Origin of the sequence: Weissella fangxianensis, from assembly GCF_024718545.1 — a bacterium.
GTDB classification, from domain to species: domain Bacteria; phylum Bacillota; class Bacilli; order Lactobacillales; family Lactobacillaceae; genus Weissella; species Weissella fangxianensis.
This window is the reverse complement of the sequence record NZ_JAMXDB010000001.1, coordinates 136,215-149,182: the sequence shown is the minus strand read 5'-3', so window position 1 is coordinate 149,182 and position 12,968 is coordinate 136,215. Positions and strand designations below refer to the sequence as shown.

Here is a 12,968-nt window from a genome sequence, read left to right as displayed (position 1 = left end):
AATTTTTCTATTGAACAGTAACTGACTTAGCCAAATTACGTGGATGATCAACATCCAAGCCACGGCCTAGTGATGTATAGTACGCCAATAATTGTGTTGGCACAACACTAACCAATGGTGTCAATAATTCATTGATATCTGGCAGAATCAAGTCATCTTCAGGCTTAGCGACTGCTTGACTCACAATCGTATAAGTCTTAGCGCCACGTGCTTGCGTTTCAGCTAAGTTACCACGAACCAAACCAGCCAAGCGTGGTTGCGTCATCATCGCAATCACGGGTGTATCTTCCTCGATCAAAGCTAATGTTCCGTGCTTCAACTCACCAGCAGCGAAGCCTTCCGTTTGAACATATGAAATTTCTTTTAATTTCAAAGCAGCTTCTAGGACGACGGCTGAATCAACCCCACGACCAATATAAAAGGCGTGATGTGCTGGCACCAACATCTCTTCGGCAACTGCTTGAATTTGCTCTTTGTCATCAATGATCCCTTGGATGGCAATCGCAATCTTTGATAATTCTTGTTCTAAATCAACATCTAATTGCTCACGATCAGCCAAAGCATAGGCCAAAATAGCTTCGACCGTTACTTGCGCAACATAGGCCTTCGTTGAAGCCACCGCTATTTCGGGACCAGCAATCAAAGGTAACGCATACGTTGCTTCACGCCAAAGCGTTGACTTTTCAACGTTCGTTAAGGTCAATGACTTAAAGCCTTGGGCATTGATATTTTGCAAAACCTCGCGTGAATCGGCAGTTTCACCCGATTGTGATAAGAAAATAAAGAATGGATTTTCTGATAATAATGGTTGCTCGTAGGCGAATTCTGATGATACATGTACTTCAGTTGGAATACCTGACCAACGTTCGAACAAACGAGCACCCACTAATCCAGCATGATAAGACGTACCAGCAGCCACAATATAAATGCGGTCGGCAGCTCGCATATCCTTCACAATACCTTCACCAATTTGTGGCTGACCATCCTTAGGTAAGTAACGTGAGATCAAGTGACGAATCACCACTGGTTGTTCATCAATTTCCTTTAACATATAGAATGGATAAGCACCCTTATCAGTCTCGGTTGCATCAATATCCAAATGGAAAGGTTCACGATCCATCGCTTCACCAGCAGCACTAAATAATTGCACATTATCTGGATCAACGATAGCCACTTCCCCGTCATGTAATTCAATAAAGTCATGGGTTTGGTCAAGCATCGCTACAGCATCTGACGTCACAACATTAAAATCAGCCCCAATACCAATCAACAAAGGTGACTTTTGCTTAGCAACGTACATCCGCTCAGGCTCTTCACGATCCATCAATAGGAAACCATAAGCAGAATTACTATCTAACAAAGCAATCAACTTTTTCAAAGCTTCAAAAGTGGTTGCCCCCTCCTTAACAAACTTATCAATCAATTGGACAGCAACTTCAGTATCCGTGTCTGATTGGAAAGTCACGTTGGCTAGATAGTCATCTTTTAATTCAAGGTAATTTTCAATCACACCATTATGGACTAAGTAAAAGCGACCGTCTGCAGAAACGTGTGGATGAGCATTGGCAACCGAGGGACTACCATGGGTTGCCCAACGAGTGTGCGCAATCCCAGCAGTTCCTTTGACGTTTTTTTCTGAAACCAATTTTACTAATTCTGAAACACGACCATTCTCTTTCACAAGTTGATCCGTGCCATCAGCCTGATCTGCCACGTATAAACCAGCAGAATCATAGCCACGATATTCTAACTTTTGTAATCCCTTTAATAGAATAGGTGCTGATTGGTAATTATTTCCCGTAAATCCAACAATTCCACAGAACATGTTTTTCTCCTTATACTACTAATACAACGTTTTCACTAATGGTATAGTATTTTTTGTTTATTATTTTAAGTTCAATGACCATTATCACGCGTTGCTTAATATCCGTCAATGACTTTATAACGTTTAACATTGTCTTTTGGTATAAATTGGTATAGTCTTTGATTCTTGGATTATTTATGCTTAAATCTCCCTTAATTATAGCCGAAGATTTTTAAACATAAAAAAAACTGGAACATTACCTGTTGTTCCAGTCTCTTAAATATTCAGCTCAAGTGACCAATAGTGGTCAGAGCCCAGTTAATCATCGCCTAATTAGTGCATATCGTGATGATGATGGCACTTATCCGGGTGGCGCTGAATATCCATGTTTTTATATGCACGAACAGCGCAATCAACTTTTTTGTTCAACATATTAATTCCAAACATAAATTTACCTCCCTTAGTATTTATTCCATGTAAAGATAGTCTTTACATTTCTGTAATATTAACTTGCGGACTAATATTAAACTATTTACCTTAAAAAGTCAATAAATTAAGCATTAACTTCACCATGCAGGTCATAATCCAGTCCATCTTCCTCAATAGCTTCATCAACTCGTAACGGTGTTATCAAATTCACCAACTTAGCAATAATGAACGTTAGGATGACAACGGCAATAATCGTTACTAAGATAGCCCCAAGTTGTGTTCCCATGACTTGCCAACTAACTGATACCCCAGCTAAAGGTTTCGAGGCAAAGACTCCTGTTAAAATACCACCAATGACACCACCGACACCATGCAGACCAAATGCATCAAGGGTATCATCATAACCCAATCGATATTTCATAACGGTTGTTGCAAAGTAAGCACCAATAGCAACTAGCACGCCCATAAACATGGCACCAACTGGTTGTACAAAGCCAGCACCTGGTGTAATAACAACTAGTCCAGCAACACCACCGGAAATTGCCCCGGAAATTCGAACACGCTTGAATAAAATAAAATCAAGAATAACCCATGTCAACATCGCAAATGCTGCGGCGATATTAGTATTAGTAAAAGCAACAATGGCTACCCCATCCGCAGCTAAAGCTGATCCAGCATTAAATCCGAACCATCCAAACCAAAGCAAGCCACCGCCGATAACCGTTGCCATTAGGTTATTACCAGTTGTGTCAGTATTTACCCGCCGCTTGCCAATCATCAGGGCTAACACCAAACCAGATACACCTGATGAAATATGAACCACATCGCCACCAGCAAAATCAAGGGCGCCATGTTGGGCTAGAATACCACCACCCCAAATCATGTGTGCCAAAGGTATATAAACGAGTAACATCCAGGCAATTAGAAATAGGATAAATGCCTTAAAGTTCATCCGACCAACTACTGAGCCAGCAATAATGGCCATGGTAATCATCGGGAACATCCCCTGGAAGAGAGCAAATAGTCCGTCAGATATTCCTAAGTCACGTGTACCCTTGGTCATCGAAACATCATGTAAAAATGCTGCATCTAGGTTACCAATAATTGGACCTGACCCACTAAATGCTAATGAGTAACCGACTGTAAACCAAATGACGCCACCAACGGCAATTGCAATCATCACCATCGCCAATGTGTTAACTGTTGTCCGTGTTTCTGACAAGCCACCATAAAACAATGCCAATCCTGGCACCATCAACCAAACTAACCCTGCGCTAATTAATACCCATGCAACGTCTGCACCATTCATTTTTATCACCTGCGCTTTCTTGAAATAATAACATCAGTATAAGCACATCTCGAAAGGTCGTCAGGAATTATGTTAACAATGCTAACATTCAGTGGTATAGACAAATAAAAAAGTAGTTGGAACATTGTTTTGTTCCAACTACTTTGTCTCGCACTAAAATATATTAATTTGTTGGTACACCAAGTGAATTCATTTCAGACACTGAAACATTACCACCATATAGTGGTCCAGTTTTAGCGGATTTTAGATCCAATGATTTACGTAAGACATTTGTTGCCCGTTGTTTCTCATCACTCGATACAACTTCAGTCGAACCAGATGACAAACTGTAACTATCTCCTTGAATATTATCATTAGAGATATTGCCAGCTGCCTTCGCATACTTACGCGCAATGGTAATCATATCATTGTAAGTTAAGTCAGTTTGCGTTGATGAAGAAACTGAATTTAAGAAGCCAGAGTCCAATAACTTTGTTGGATTATCCTTGGCAGCTTCAATAATTCCCTGCAGAACTAATCGCTGACGAATTTGGCGACCATAGTCGCCCTTCGGATCATCATAACGCATACGCGAAAATGCTAGCGCTGCCTTACCATTCATCTTTGAGTATGTTTGCCCATTATGCGAATAAGTACTTGATCCCTCAGTAAAGCTGTAAACATTGTTACCAGTAGCATGGGCTGTGTCTGGGTTAAAATCAAAGGTTAATGGTGAATTTACTTTTACACCACCAATTTTGTTAACAACCTTCTCCATACCACCCATGTTGACCAAAGCATAATAATCAATTGGGACATTTAGCCACTTCTGAACAGTCTTAATCGTTGTGGCTGCTGAGCCATATGAATAAGCCGAGTTGATTTTTTGTGGGAATGTATTTTCATAACCATCAATCGCAATCAACGTATCACGAGGAATTGACATAATCGTTGTTTTATTTGTTTTTGGATTGATTGTCAAAACCATCATAGAATCGGTACGACCTTTATAATTACGATTTAATTCCCCCGTATCGGTACCCAATAACAAAATTGAAATGGGCTTACCCTTCTTAAGAACACCTGAAACGTCACGTGCTTTTTTGATATTCGGCGCAACATAGGCCTTATCAACAGCACCTTTGGTTTGCATGTATGCATAACCAAGTAAACCAGCTACCGCTAATATCAATAATAACAAAATGCTTAGAATCGTATTTCGTACCTTATGCGATTTCTTTTTGCCTTTTTTATTATTACGTGTTGAGCGAGATACTTTTTGCTCGTCATCCATGAGCTATCCTCCCTAATTGCCACCTATAAAAATTGCTGGCATTCCTACTCCTGAAAACAGGCGTTATTTTGTGTAGTATATTCCACCTATAAAGCATTATACACAAATAAATCGTTAAATAAGCAATGAATTTATTAAAAAATAAAAAAGAATTGAGAACAATTGTCCCCAATTCTTTTTGGAAATTAATTATTGACTAAATCGTCAACAATTCTTTTTCTTTATCAGCAGCAATCTCGTCAACATTCTTAATAGCAGCATCTGTTGCTTTTTGAATGTTATCTTCAACGCTATGTGCTTCATCTTCAGACAAGTCGTTGTTCTTTAATGCCTTTTTAGCATCATCCATCGCATCACGACGAACATTTCGAACGGCAACCTTTGCTTTTTCTGATTCTGCTTTAACTTCTTTAGCTAAGTCTTTACGAGTTTCCTCAGTTAATGCAGGAATAACCAAACGAATGACTGAACCATCGTTTGCTGGTGTTAATCCCAAATCAGAAGCAAAAATAGCTTGCTCAATTCCCTTTAAAGCTGTCTTATCAAAAGGTGTAATCAACAATACACGTGCTTCAGGTACCGTTACCGATGCTAATTGATTAAGTGGTGTCTCTGCCCCATAGTATTCTGCCGTAATATTACGTAGAATTGATGGATTAGCAACACCTGCACGGATGTTACCTAACTCACGACGTAATGCATCGCCAGCTTTGTCCATACGTTCTTTTGCTGATTCAATAATTGCATTAGCCATAATTCTAATCTACCTCCACGGTCGTTCCGATATTCTCACCTAAGACAACACGTTTAATATTGCCAGATGTGTTCATATTAAAAATCACCAGATTAATATCGTTGTCCATTGATAATGTTGATGCAGTAGAGTCCATTACCTTCAGACCCTTAGCAATAATCTCTTTATGCGTTAGCTTTTCAAACATTGTTGCTTCTGGATTCTTACGAGGATCATCACTGTATACACCATCAACACCATTTTTAGCCATTAGAATAGCCTCAGCATTAATCTCGGCGGCACGCAAAGCAGCCGTTGTATCCGTTGAGAAGTATGGTGAACCAGTACCGGCACCAAAAATCACAACGCGTCCCTTTTCCAAGTGACGAACTGCCTTACGACGGACATAGGGCTCAGCAACTTGACGCATTTCAATAGCAGTTTGTACACGTGTTGGAACATCGTGTGATTCAAGTGCATCTTGCAATGCCAAGGCGTTCATGGTGGTTCCTAACATACCAACATAGTCAGCTTGTGCACGTTCCATTCCCAACTTTGCACCTGCTTCACCACGCCATAAATTACCACCGCCAACAACGATTGCAATTTCAACACCTAGTCCATAAACTTCTTTGATTTCCGCTGCGATATTGTTAACCGTTTCTGGATCAATGCCATAGCCGCGTTCACCAGACAATGCCTCTCCTGATAACTTTAACAATACTCGTTTGTACTTTACATCTGCCATTATTCTAATCGCCTCGGTCTCTATTAGCCCATTTGTGCTGCAACTTCAGCAGCAAAATCATTAGCAGCCTTTTCGATTCCTTCACCAACTTCGTAACGAACGAATGAAACTACCTTGCTGTTCTTGCTCTCAACGTACTTAGCGACAGTTTCCTTACCATCACCCTTAACGAATGGTTGGTCAACCAATGCAATTTCGGCCAAGAACTTGTGCAAACGACCTTCGACCATCTTTTCCTTGATGTTATCTGGCTTACCTGCTAGATCATCTGACTTCAATTGCACAGCCTTTTCGTGCTCCACAACTTCAGCAGGAACATCTTCAGATGAAACGTACTTTGGTGCAATAGCAGCAACGTGCATAGCAACATCCTTAGCAACTTGTTCATCAGAACCATCCATCAAAACAAGTGATGAAATACGACCACCCATGTGTGAGTATGTTCCGAATACTTGGCCCTCGGCCTTTTCAACAACTGCAAAGCGACGTAGTGTGATCTTCTCACCAGTAATTTGTGTCGTGTGAATAATCATGTCGTTAACAGTTTGATCATCAGATACCTTCAATGCCAAAGCTTCTTCAACATTTGCAGGTGCAAATTCAACAATTGCATTTGCAACAGCATGTAGCAACTCGTTAAATTCTGCATTGCCAGCAACAAAGTCAGTTTGTGAGTTCAATTCAATGATGGCAGCCTTGTTGTCCTTTGAAACAACGTAAGTCATACCTTCAGCAGCAACAGCATCGGCCTTCTTAGCAGCCTTTGCCATTCCCTTTTCACGCAAAGCATCGATAGCCTTGTCCATATCACCTTCAGTTTGAACCAATGCCTTCTTGGCATCCATCATACCAACGCCGGTCTTGTCACGTAATTCTTTAACTTGTGAAGCAGTAATAGCCATTTTATGGTCTCCTTGTATATGCTAAATCTTATCTCAACTAGTATACACGAAAATATGATGATTTTCTATACACTTATTAGATATCTAGTACCATTTTACATGAGTTTTGCCTAGAGCGCAAAAAAAGCTTATTCCCATAATAGGAATAAGCTTTTTGTCACTTAGCAAAAGATAATTAGTTCTTCTTACCTTCTACAAGGTCAGTTAATTCTTCGATTGATGCAGGCTTGTCACCTTCAGCTGCAAATTCAGCTTCATCAACAGAATCTTCACCTTGGTTACCTTCGATGATAGCATCTGCCATCTTTGAAGTAATCAAACGTACGGCACGGATTGCATCATCGTTTGATGGAATCTTAACGTCAATTTGATCAGGGTCAGCATTAGTGTCGACCATAGCCACGATAGGAATGTTCAACTTGTGTGCTTCTTGCACAGCCAATTGTTCCTTGTGAGGATCAACGATGAACATCAAATCAGGAATCTTAGGCATATCAGCAATACCACCCAAGAACTTGTCCAACTTCTCACGTTGCTTGATTAGCAAAGAAACTTCCTTCTTTGGCAAACGTTCGAAAGTACCGTCGTCTTCCATTGCACGCAATTCCTTTAGACGGGCAATACGAGCTTGGATAGTCTTCCAGTTAGTCAAAGTTCCACCTAACCAACGGTGGTTAACGTAGAACATGTTTGCACGAGTTGCTTCTTCAGCAATTGAGTCTTGTGCTTGCTTCTTAGTACCAACGAACAATACCGTTGCACCATCAGCAGCTGCATCGCGAACATAGTTATATGCTTGGTCAACCAACTTAACTGTCTTTTGCAAATCGATAATGTAAATGCCGTTACGTTCCGTAAAGATGTAATCTGACATCTTTGGGTTCCAGCGACGAGTTTGGTGTCCGAAGTGTACACCAGCTTCAAGCAATTGCTTCATTGAGATTACTGCCATGAGTATCTGCCTCCAAATGTTTTTTCCACCTAGCCTCGCATGTAGCCTGGCGACCCGGTAAAGGGGCACCCGTCAAACTATTGAGAACTAGTGCGTATTTTTTTGGTATAAAACCAATAACTAATGTTACTCACTTTTACGCAATATGTCAATTAAAAGTTTTCTTAGCAAGTGATACACCATGATCTTGCAAAAAATCTTCTTTCTGCTTACGAGTTAATTTTTTAAACATCGCTTCTGCATGTAACGCATCGTGTTTCTTGGTAAATGCTTCAGCGTAAACAAGTGTTAATGGATGCCGTTTAGCGGGCCTAGTAAATTTGGCACCCTTGCCTGCTTCATGCGTCGCAAGTCTTTTACCGACATCGTCCGTAAAACCACAATACAACATATTATCTGCTGTTAACAGGACATACATGTAATAAGGTTTATTCATGCTGCTGACGCCCTTCATAGATTGACCAGACGGCATCTGTATAAGTGTCATCGGCATTATGCGTCACAATTGGTGGTAAAATTTTGGCCCCGGTCAACTTGCCATCTTTGATTGCATCAATCAATACAATATTGGCTGCTTCACCCACTTTAGGATAAACAAATTGAATCTGTTTAGGTGATAAATGATTTTTCTGTAATGACGCTAAAATTTCAAATAAACGATCTGGTCGATGAACCATAAAAAAATGGGCTTTGTTCTTCAACAACTTTTTTGCCGTATATGTTACCAGATCCAAATCTGCCATCAATTCATGCCGGGCAATGGCATAATGTTTATTTTCGTGCATGACCGTATGATCATTATCTACCATAAAGTAAGGCGGATTTGATACCACCATATCTGCTGACCCTGGACGAATATCACTAAAAATATCCCGCATGTCAGCATTCATAATTTGAATTTTATCAGTCAAATCGTTCATTTTAACCGATCGCTGCGCCATACCGGCTAGACGTTCCTGAATTTCTACGCCAACAATTTGACCAGCAAGCTTGTGAGCCATAAACAATGACACAGCGCCATTGCCAGCACCAAGATCAACGGTTAACCCCCGGCCATTCTTACGTGGTTCAGCAAAGTTAGCTAGTAATACGGCATCCAGTGAAAATGAAAAGACCGATTTACTTTGAATAATATGTACGTCATCGTTATATAACATATCGATACGTTCGTCAGGTAACAGTTCAACTTTCATAATTTCTTCTCCTTATGTTGGTCTCCGTTTGCCAAAAGCGCCTACTGTGTGGGATAATAAGGCGTTATTATTAGGGAGGATGAACAACATGTTCTATTCATTCATACGTTATGTCGTTGCAGGAATCGTTTGGCTGATCAACGGTCGTTACAAACTGCTGGGCACAGACAAACTACCTGAGGGCAACTATATTTTAGTGGGTCCACACCGTACTTGGTGGGAGCCCCTATTCTTCGCTCTGGCAGGTCGGCCACGTAAATTTAGTTTTATGGCTAAAAAAGAGCTTTTCAAGAATCCTATTTTACGCTGGATTCTTGTCCATGCCAATGCTTTTTCGGTCGATCGCGACCATCCAGGTCCATCAGCAATCAAAACACCAGTAAAGAACCTAAAAAAGACTGAACTCAGTCTAATTATGTTCCCTTCTGGTAGCCGTCATTCCGAAGAAATGAAAGGTGGCGCATTAATGATTGCAAAACTTTCTGGTGCACCTTTAGTACCAATTGTCTACCAAGGACCGCTAAAGTTTTCAGGGTTATTCAAGCGTAAAAATGTCACCATGGCATTCGGTGACCCCATTTATGTTGACAAACGTGTCAAAATAAACGAAGAAACCACAGCTGAGTTAGGTGATAATCTACAAGCCGCCTTTAATAAGTTGGATGATGAAATCGATCCTGATTGGGTTTACGTTGATCCAAATCCAAAGAAAAAAACTGAAATTAAATAAGGATGCCACTAAAAAAGTAACGGGGTTAGAACACTAGTATGTTCCAACCCCGTTGCTTTTTTATTAATTGCCATAACAAAAAAAGTTGAGCATTTATAACTCAACTTTTTATCGTCACTTACTTCTTTTTTGAAGAAGTTTGTACTTGGTTTTTCATTTGTGCCATCATTTGGTTCAAACGCTTTTGTGAAGGCTTTTGACCCATTGATGTCATCATAGATTTCATCATTTCTTCTGAAATTGGCGGATTGTTCTTAATGTACGTCTCCATTGAGCGACGTGCGATGAAGAAACCAGCGACAGCGCCAACTATCGCGGCAAGAACGACAATAAAAATCCAAATTGTTGTGCTCATTTTATTACTCCAAAATTATATTCAAGTACCATTATAGCGAACTATCCGCTATTTGACTAGTTGCCTGAACAATTAATTACCGCGTAATCCCTTATCACGCTGCATCTTTTTCACCTTTTCAGGGGTTACTTCTTTACCATTCTCATCATAAACTTGTAGCATTTCTACTTGAGAACGGAAAGACTTTCTAAAATTATCCAAAAATTCAGCCCGCAAATCCGCACGTTCCGCAACTTCATCCTCTGTTAATCCCTCTGGAGATTTTGCTTTTGCGGCTAGTTCGTTAATTCGTGAACGAACAGCCATCATGTGATCTGTCTCAGCCATGTTATTTCCACCTTTTTTTGAATTTAATGTTACCATTTTAACATATTTTACTGAAGAATATTCAGGTTAACTAATGTTTCCGCAACCAGATATTTATCGTACAATATTCTTTAATGACAAAGGAGCTACCCCATATGCCACAGAAGCCAAGAAAACAATTAGAAATATTGCAATTCATTTATGACAAACAACTAACCAATGGTTATCCGCCTACCATTCGTGAAATTGGTGCAAAGGTTAGTTTAGCATCATCTTCAACAGTCCATGGACACTTAGAACGTCTACAAAAGAAAGGTCTGATTACAAAAGATGCCGAGAAAACCCGAGCAATCAAAGTTACTCCGCAAGGTATCGCCTTATTAAAGCATGGTCATCATGATCCTGAAATGGATCTATCAATCACTGAAAAAACGGCCCAACATTTGTTTTCTTTTGATGAAGATGTTTTTATCCAGCAACAACATAGTAATAGCATGCTTAATATTGGTATTTTAAATAATGACTATTTGATGGTTAAAAAACAACAAACTGCCTTTGATGGTGATATCGTCGTTGTTAAAATCAATGATGAAACAAATGTATACCGCTACTTTAAAGAAGGTAATCATTGTCGATTACAGCCGGAGAATAGTAATCTAAAACCCGTTACGATGGCAAACCCAACCATTATCGGCCGTGTCATTGGCGTCTATCGTGATTATGTTAATTAGCCTTTATCCTGTCTATAATCCCAGCTCCCAACTCAAATCAATGTCAGTAGCTGCCATTATCTGACCAATATCCTCTAATGAATAATTTCGTGGCGTCGTGACAGTCAAGTCAATCGTCAAACCGGTTTCCGACTTTTTTAGTCGCGATACTTTGCTGGAAATATTTTCTGATGTCAAATAATCACGTAACTTTTTGACGTCGTCAATTGTTGTTAAATAAACTCGAATAGAAAAAGATTGGCGTAAATTAAAGTCATTAAAATAATGAAATGCTAACTGCAAAACAACAATAATAAATGTTGCAGCAAATCCCACCTCGTATAAACCAGCACCAATTGCCATCCCCACACCAGCAGTTGTCCAAATTCCCGCTGCCGTGGTTAGACCACCGATTACATTAAAGTCTGGGCTACGCACAATAATCATGCCGGCACCCAGAAAACTGATTCCACTAACGATTTGGGCCGCAATACGCGATGGATCCAAATTCACATTAGCATTTCCTAAGACAGCAGCAAAGCCATACTGAGACACAATCATCATTAGGGCGGCCCCTAAACTGACAATAGCATGCGTTCGGAGGCCCGCAGATTTTGACCTAGTCTGCCGTTCAATCCCAATTAGCAATCCTGCCAGTGTTGCTAATAACAAACGAATCAATAGTTCATTGGTTGTCATTTTCTTCTCCGTTCCAAATACCAGCTACACAATAACTAATATTTTTATGCTATTTACTACATACTTTTTATTAAACCAAAAAAGTACGTATTTGTGAAAAAAAGACTCTGGTAACAGTATGTCACTATTACCAGAGTCCTAAAATTTACTTGTCACGATTATCATAATAAGCTTGCTCTTGTTGTTCCCAATAGTCTTTATCATCGGATGTAATGTCACGCATAACTTTTGCCGGATTTCCGACGGCGACTGCATTGGCTGGAATATCTTTCACAACCACAGCACCGCCACCAATAATAGCATTATCCCCGATAGTGACACCTGGCCCAATAAAGACATTAGCGCCAATCCAAACATTATCTCCAATGGTAATTGGCTTACCAAACTCTAGGCCACGATTCCGCACCCCTGAATCAATCGGATGCCCAGCCGTGATGAGGCTAACTCGTGGTCCAATCATCACATGATCACCAATATGTACTTCACATGTATCTAGAATAGTTAATCCGGTATTACCATAGAAAGCCTCACCAACATAAACATTCTTACCATAATCAATATAAACGTCTGGCTCAATATAGCTTCCCTCACCAACGGCACCCAGCATGTCTGCTAATAAACCCTGTACCTGATCTTCCTCCTCATGAGCTACCTGATTGTACAAGGCAACGCGACGTTTACATGCCTTCCGCAAGGCAATTAGTTCTTTATCAGCTGATGCATACAGTTGCGCTGACAGCATAATTTCACGTTCAGTTTTCATTTAACACTCCCCTATCATATATATGAATTATCTAATTTTAACATGCCTTCTTCACCCTGACT

At 40.1% G+C, this 12,968-nt stretch carries 15 protein-coding genes; 2 read left to right on the top strand and 13 right to left on the bottom strand.

Features of this window, described 5'->3' with window-relative positions:
- Positions 1–7: 7 nt before the first annotated feature.
- From glmS to NGR58_RS00605, 9 genes are all read right to left on the bottom strand, one after another.
- Positions 8–1,825 (bottom strand): glutamine--fructose-6-phosphate transaminase (isomerizing), encoded by a 1,818-nt coding sequence (gene glmS / locus NGR58_RS00645; protein WP_258087817.1) that lies wholly within the window; start codon positions 1,823–1,825, stop codon positions 8–10.
- A 532-nt stretch (positions 1,826–2,357) separates the two neighbouring features.
- Positions 2,358–3,542 (bottom strand): ammonium transporter, encoded by a 1,185-nt coding sequence (locus NGR58_RS00640; RefSeq protein WP_258087816.1) that lies wholly within the window; start codon positions 3,540–3,542, stop codon positions 2,358–2,360.
- A gap of 163 nt (positions 3,543–3,705) precedes the next feature.
- On the bottom strand, positions 3,706–4,815 hold the full coding sequence (locus tag NGR58_RS00635) for an LCP family protein (protein ID WP_258087815.1): 1,110 nt from the start codon (positions 4,813–4,815) through the stop codon (positions 3,706–3,708).
- A 196-nt stretch (positions 4,816–5,011) separates the two neighbouring features.
- Complete coding sequence (gene frr / locus NGR58_RS00630) at positions 5,012–5,569, bottom strand: ribosome recycling factor (protein ID WP_075269482.1); 558 nt, start codon at positions 5,567–5,569, stop codon at positions 5,012–5,014.
- Between the two features lie 4 nt (positions 5,570–5,573).
- Complete coding sequence (gene pyrH, locus NGR58_RS00625) at positions 5,574–6,296, bottom strand: UMP kinase (protein WP_075269481.1); 723 nt, start codon at positions 6,294–6,296, stop codon at positions 5,574–5,576.
- Positions 6,297–6,319: 23 nt separating this feature from the next.
- Positions 6,320–7,198: a translation elongation factor Ts gene (gene tsf, locus NGR58_RS00620; protein WP_075269480.1), complete on the bottom strand. Its 879-nt coding sequence runs from the start codon at positions 7,196–7,198 to the stop codon at positions 6,320–6,322.
- Between the two features lie 175 nt (positions 7,199–7,373).
- Positions 7,374–8,150 carry a 30S ribosomal protein S2 gene (gene rpsB, locus NGR58_RS00615; RefSeq protein WP_075269479.1) on the bottom strand — a complete coding sequence of 259 codons (777 nt, stop codon included), beginning with the start codon at positions 8,148–8,150 and terminating at the stop codon, positions 7,374–7,376.
- Positions 8,151–8,298: 148 nt separating this feature from the next.
- Positions 8,299–8,586, bottom strand: a complete 288-nt coding sequence (locus tag NGR58_RS00610) for a GIY-YIG nuclease family protein (protein WP_258087814.1) — start codon at positions 8,584–8,586, stop codon at positions 8,299–8,301.
- A complete protein-coding gene (locus NGR58_RS00605) occupies positions 8,579–9,343 on the bottom strand; it encodes a tRNA1(Val) (adenine(37)-N6)-methyltransferase (RefSeq protein ID WP_258087813.1) in 765 nt (254 codons plus the stop codon). The genes NGR58_RS00610 and NGR58_RS00605 overlap by 8 nt, the downstream gene beginning before the upstream one ends.
- 88 nt (positions 9,344–9,431) lie before the next feature.
- On the opposite strand from NGR58_RS00605, the gene NGR58_RS00600 reads away from it, so the two are divergent.
- Positions 9,432–10,073 carry a lysophospholipid acyltransferase family protein gene (locus NGR58_RS00600; RefSeq protein WP_258087812.1) on the top strand — a complete coding sequence of 214 codons (642 nt, stop codon included), beginning with the start codon at positions 9,432–9,434 and terminating at the stop codon, positions 10,071–10,073.
- A gap of 118 nt (positions 10,074–10,191) precedes the next feature.
- On the opposite strand, the gene NGR58_RS00595 is transcribed toward NGR58_RS00600, so the two are convergent.
- The gene (locus tag NGR58_RS00595; protein WP_258087811.1) at positions 10,192–10,428 is read right to left on the bottom strand and encodes a YneF family protein; all 237 of its coding nucleotides are present in this window, start codon (positions 10,426–10,428) and stop codon (positions 10,192–10,194) included.
- Positions 10,429–10,500: 72 nt separating this feature from the next.
- A complete protein-coding gene (locus NGR58_RS00590) occupies positions 10,501–10,755 on the bottom strand; it encodes a DUF896 domain-containing protein (RefSeq protein WP_258087810.1) in 255 nt (84 codons plus the stop codon).
- Between the two features lie 134 nt (positions 10,756–10,889).
- Between NGR58_RS00590 and lexA the strand changes: the two genes are divergently transcribed.
- Positions 10,890–11,465 carry a transcriptional repressor LexA gene (gene lexA, locus NGR58_RS00585; RefSeq protein ID WP_258087809.1) on the top strand — a complete coding sequence of 192 codons (576 nt, stop codon included), beginning with the start codon at positions 10,890–10,892 and terminating at the stop codon, positions 11,463–11,465.
- 12 nt (positions 11,466–11,477) lie between these two features.
- Here lexA and NGR58_RS10220 read toward each other — a convergent pair whose 3' ends face one another.
- Both NGR58_RS10220 and NGR58_RS00575 read right to left on the bottom strand, forming a co-directional pair.
- Positions 11,478–12,143 carry an MgtC/SapB family protein gene (locus NGR58_RS10220; RefSeq protein WP_345791586.1) on the bottom strand — a complete coding sequence of 222 codons (666 nt, stop codon included), beginning with the start codon at positions 12,141–12,143 and terminating at the stop codon, positions 11,478–11,480.
- Between the two features lie 145 nt (positions 12,144–12,288).
- Complete coding sequence (locus NGR58_RS00575; RefSeq protein WP_258087808.1) at positions 12,289–12,906, bottom strand: sugar O-acetyltransferase; 618 nt, start codon at positions 12,904–12,906, stop codon at positions 12,289–12,291.
- Between the last annotated feature and the right edge of the window lie 62 nt (positions 12,907–12,968).

Coding starts and splice junctions, on each gene's coding strand:
- glmS (WP_258087817.1), bottom strand. CDS start 1,825: ATGTTCTGTGGAATTGTTGGATTTACGGGAAATAATTACCAATCAGCA.
- NGR58_RS00640 (WP_258087816.1), bottom strand. CDS start 3,542: ATGAATGGTGCAGACGTTGCATGGGTATTAATTAGCGCAGGGTTAGTT.
- NGR58_RS00635 (WP_258087815.1), bottom strand. CDS start 4,815: ATGGATGACGAGCAAAAAGTATCTCGCTCAACACGTAATAATAAAAAA.
- frr (WP_075269482.1), bottom strand. CDS start 5,569: ATGGCTAATGCAATTATTGAATCAGCAAAAGAACGTATGGACAAAGCT.
- pyrH (WP_075269481.1), bottom strand. CDS start 6,296: ATGGCAGATGTAAAGTACAAACGAGTATTGTTAAAGTTATCAGGAGAG.
- tsf (WP_075269480.1), bottom strand. CDS start 7,198: ATGGCTATTACTGCTTCACAAGTTAAAGAATTACGTGACAAGACCGGC.
- rpsB (WP_075269479.1), bottom strand. CDS start 8,150: ATGGCAGTAATCTCAATGAAGCAATTGCTTGAAGCTGGTGTACACTTC.
- NGR58_RS00610 (WP_258087814.1), bottom strand. CDS start 8,586: ATGAATAAACCTTATTACATGTATGTCCTGTTAACAGCAGATAATATG.
- NGR58_RS00605 (WP_258087813.1), bottom strand. CDS start 9,343: ATGAAAGTTGAACTGTTACCTGACGAACGTATCGATATGTTATATAAC.
- NGR58_RS00600 (WP_258087812.1), top strand. CDS start 9,432: ATGTTCTATTCATTCATACGTTATGTCGTTGCAGGAATCGTTTGGCTG.
- NGR58_RS00595 (WP_258087811.1), bottom strand. CDS start 10,428: ATGAGCACAACAATTTGGATTTTTATTGTCGTTCTTGCCGCGATAGTT.
- NGR58_RS00590 (WP_258087810.1), bottom strand. CDS start 10,755: ATGGCTGAGACAGATCACATGATGGCTGTTCGTTCACGAATTAACGAA.
- lexA (WP_258087809.1), top strand. CDS start 10,890: ATGCCACAGAAGCCAAGAAAACAATTAGAAATATTGCAATTCATTTAT.
- NGR58_RS10220 (WP_345791586.1), bottom strand. CDS start 12,143: ATGACAACCAATGAACTATTGATTCGTTTGTTATTAGCAACACTGGCA.
- NGR58_RS00575 (WP_258087808.1), bottom strand. CDS start 12,906: ATGAAAACTGAACGTGAAATTATGCTGTCAGCGCAACTGTATGCATCA.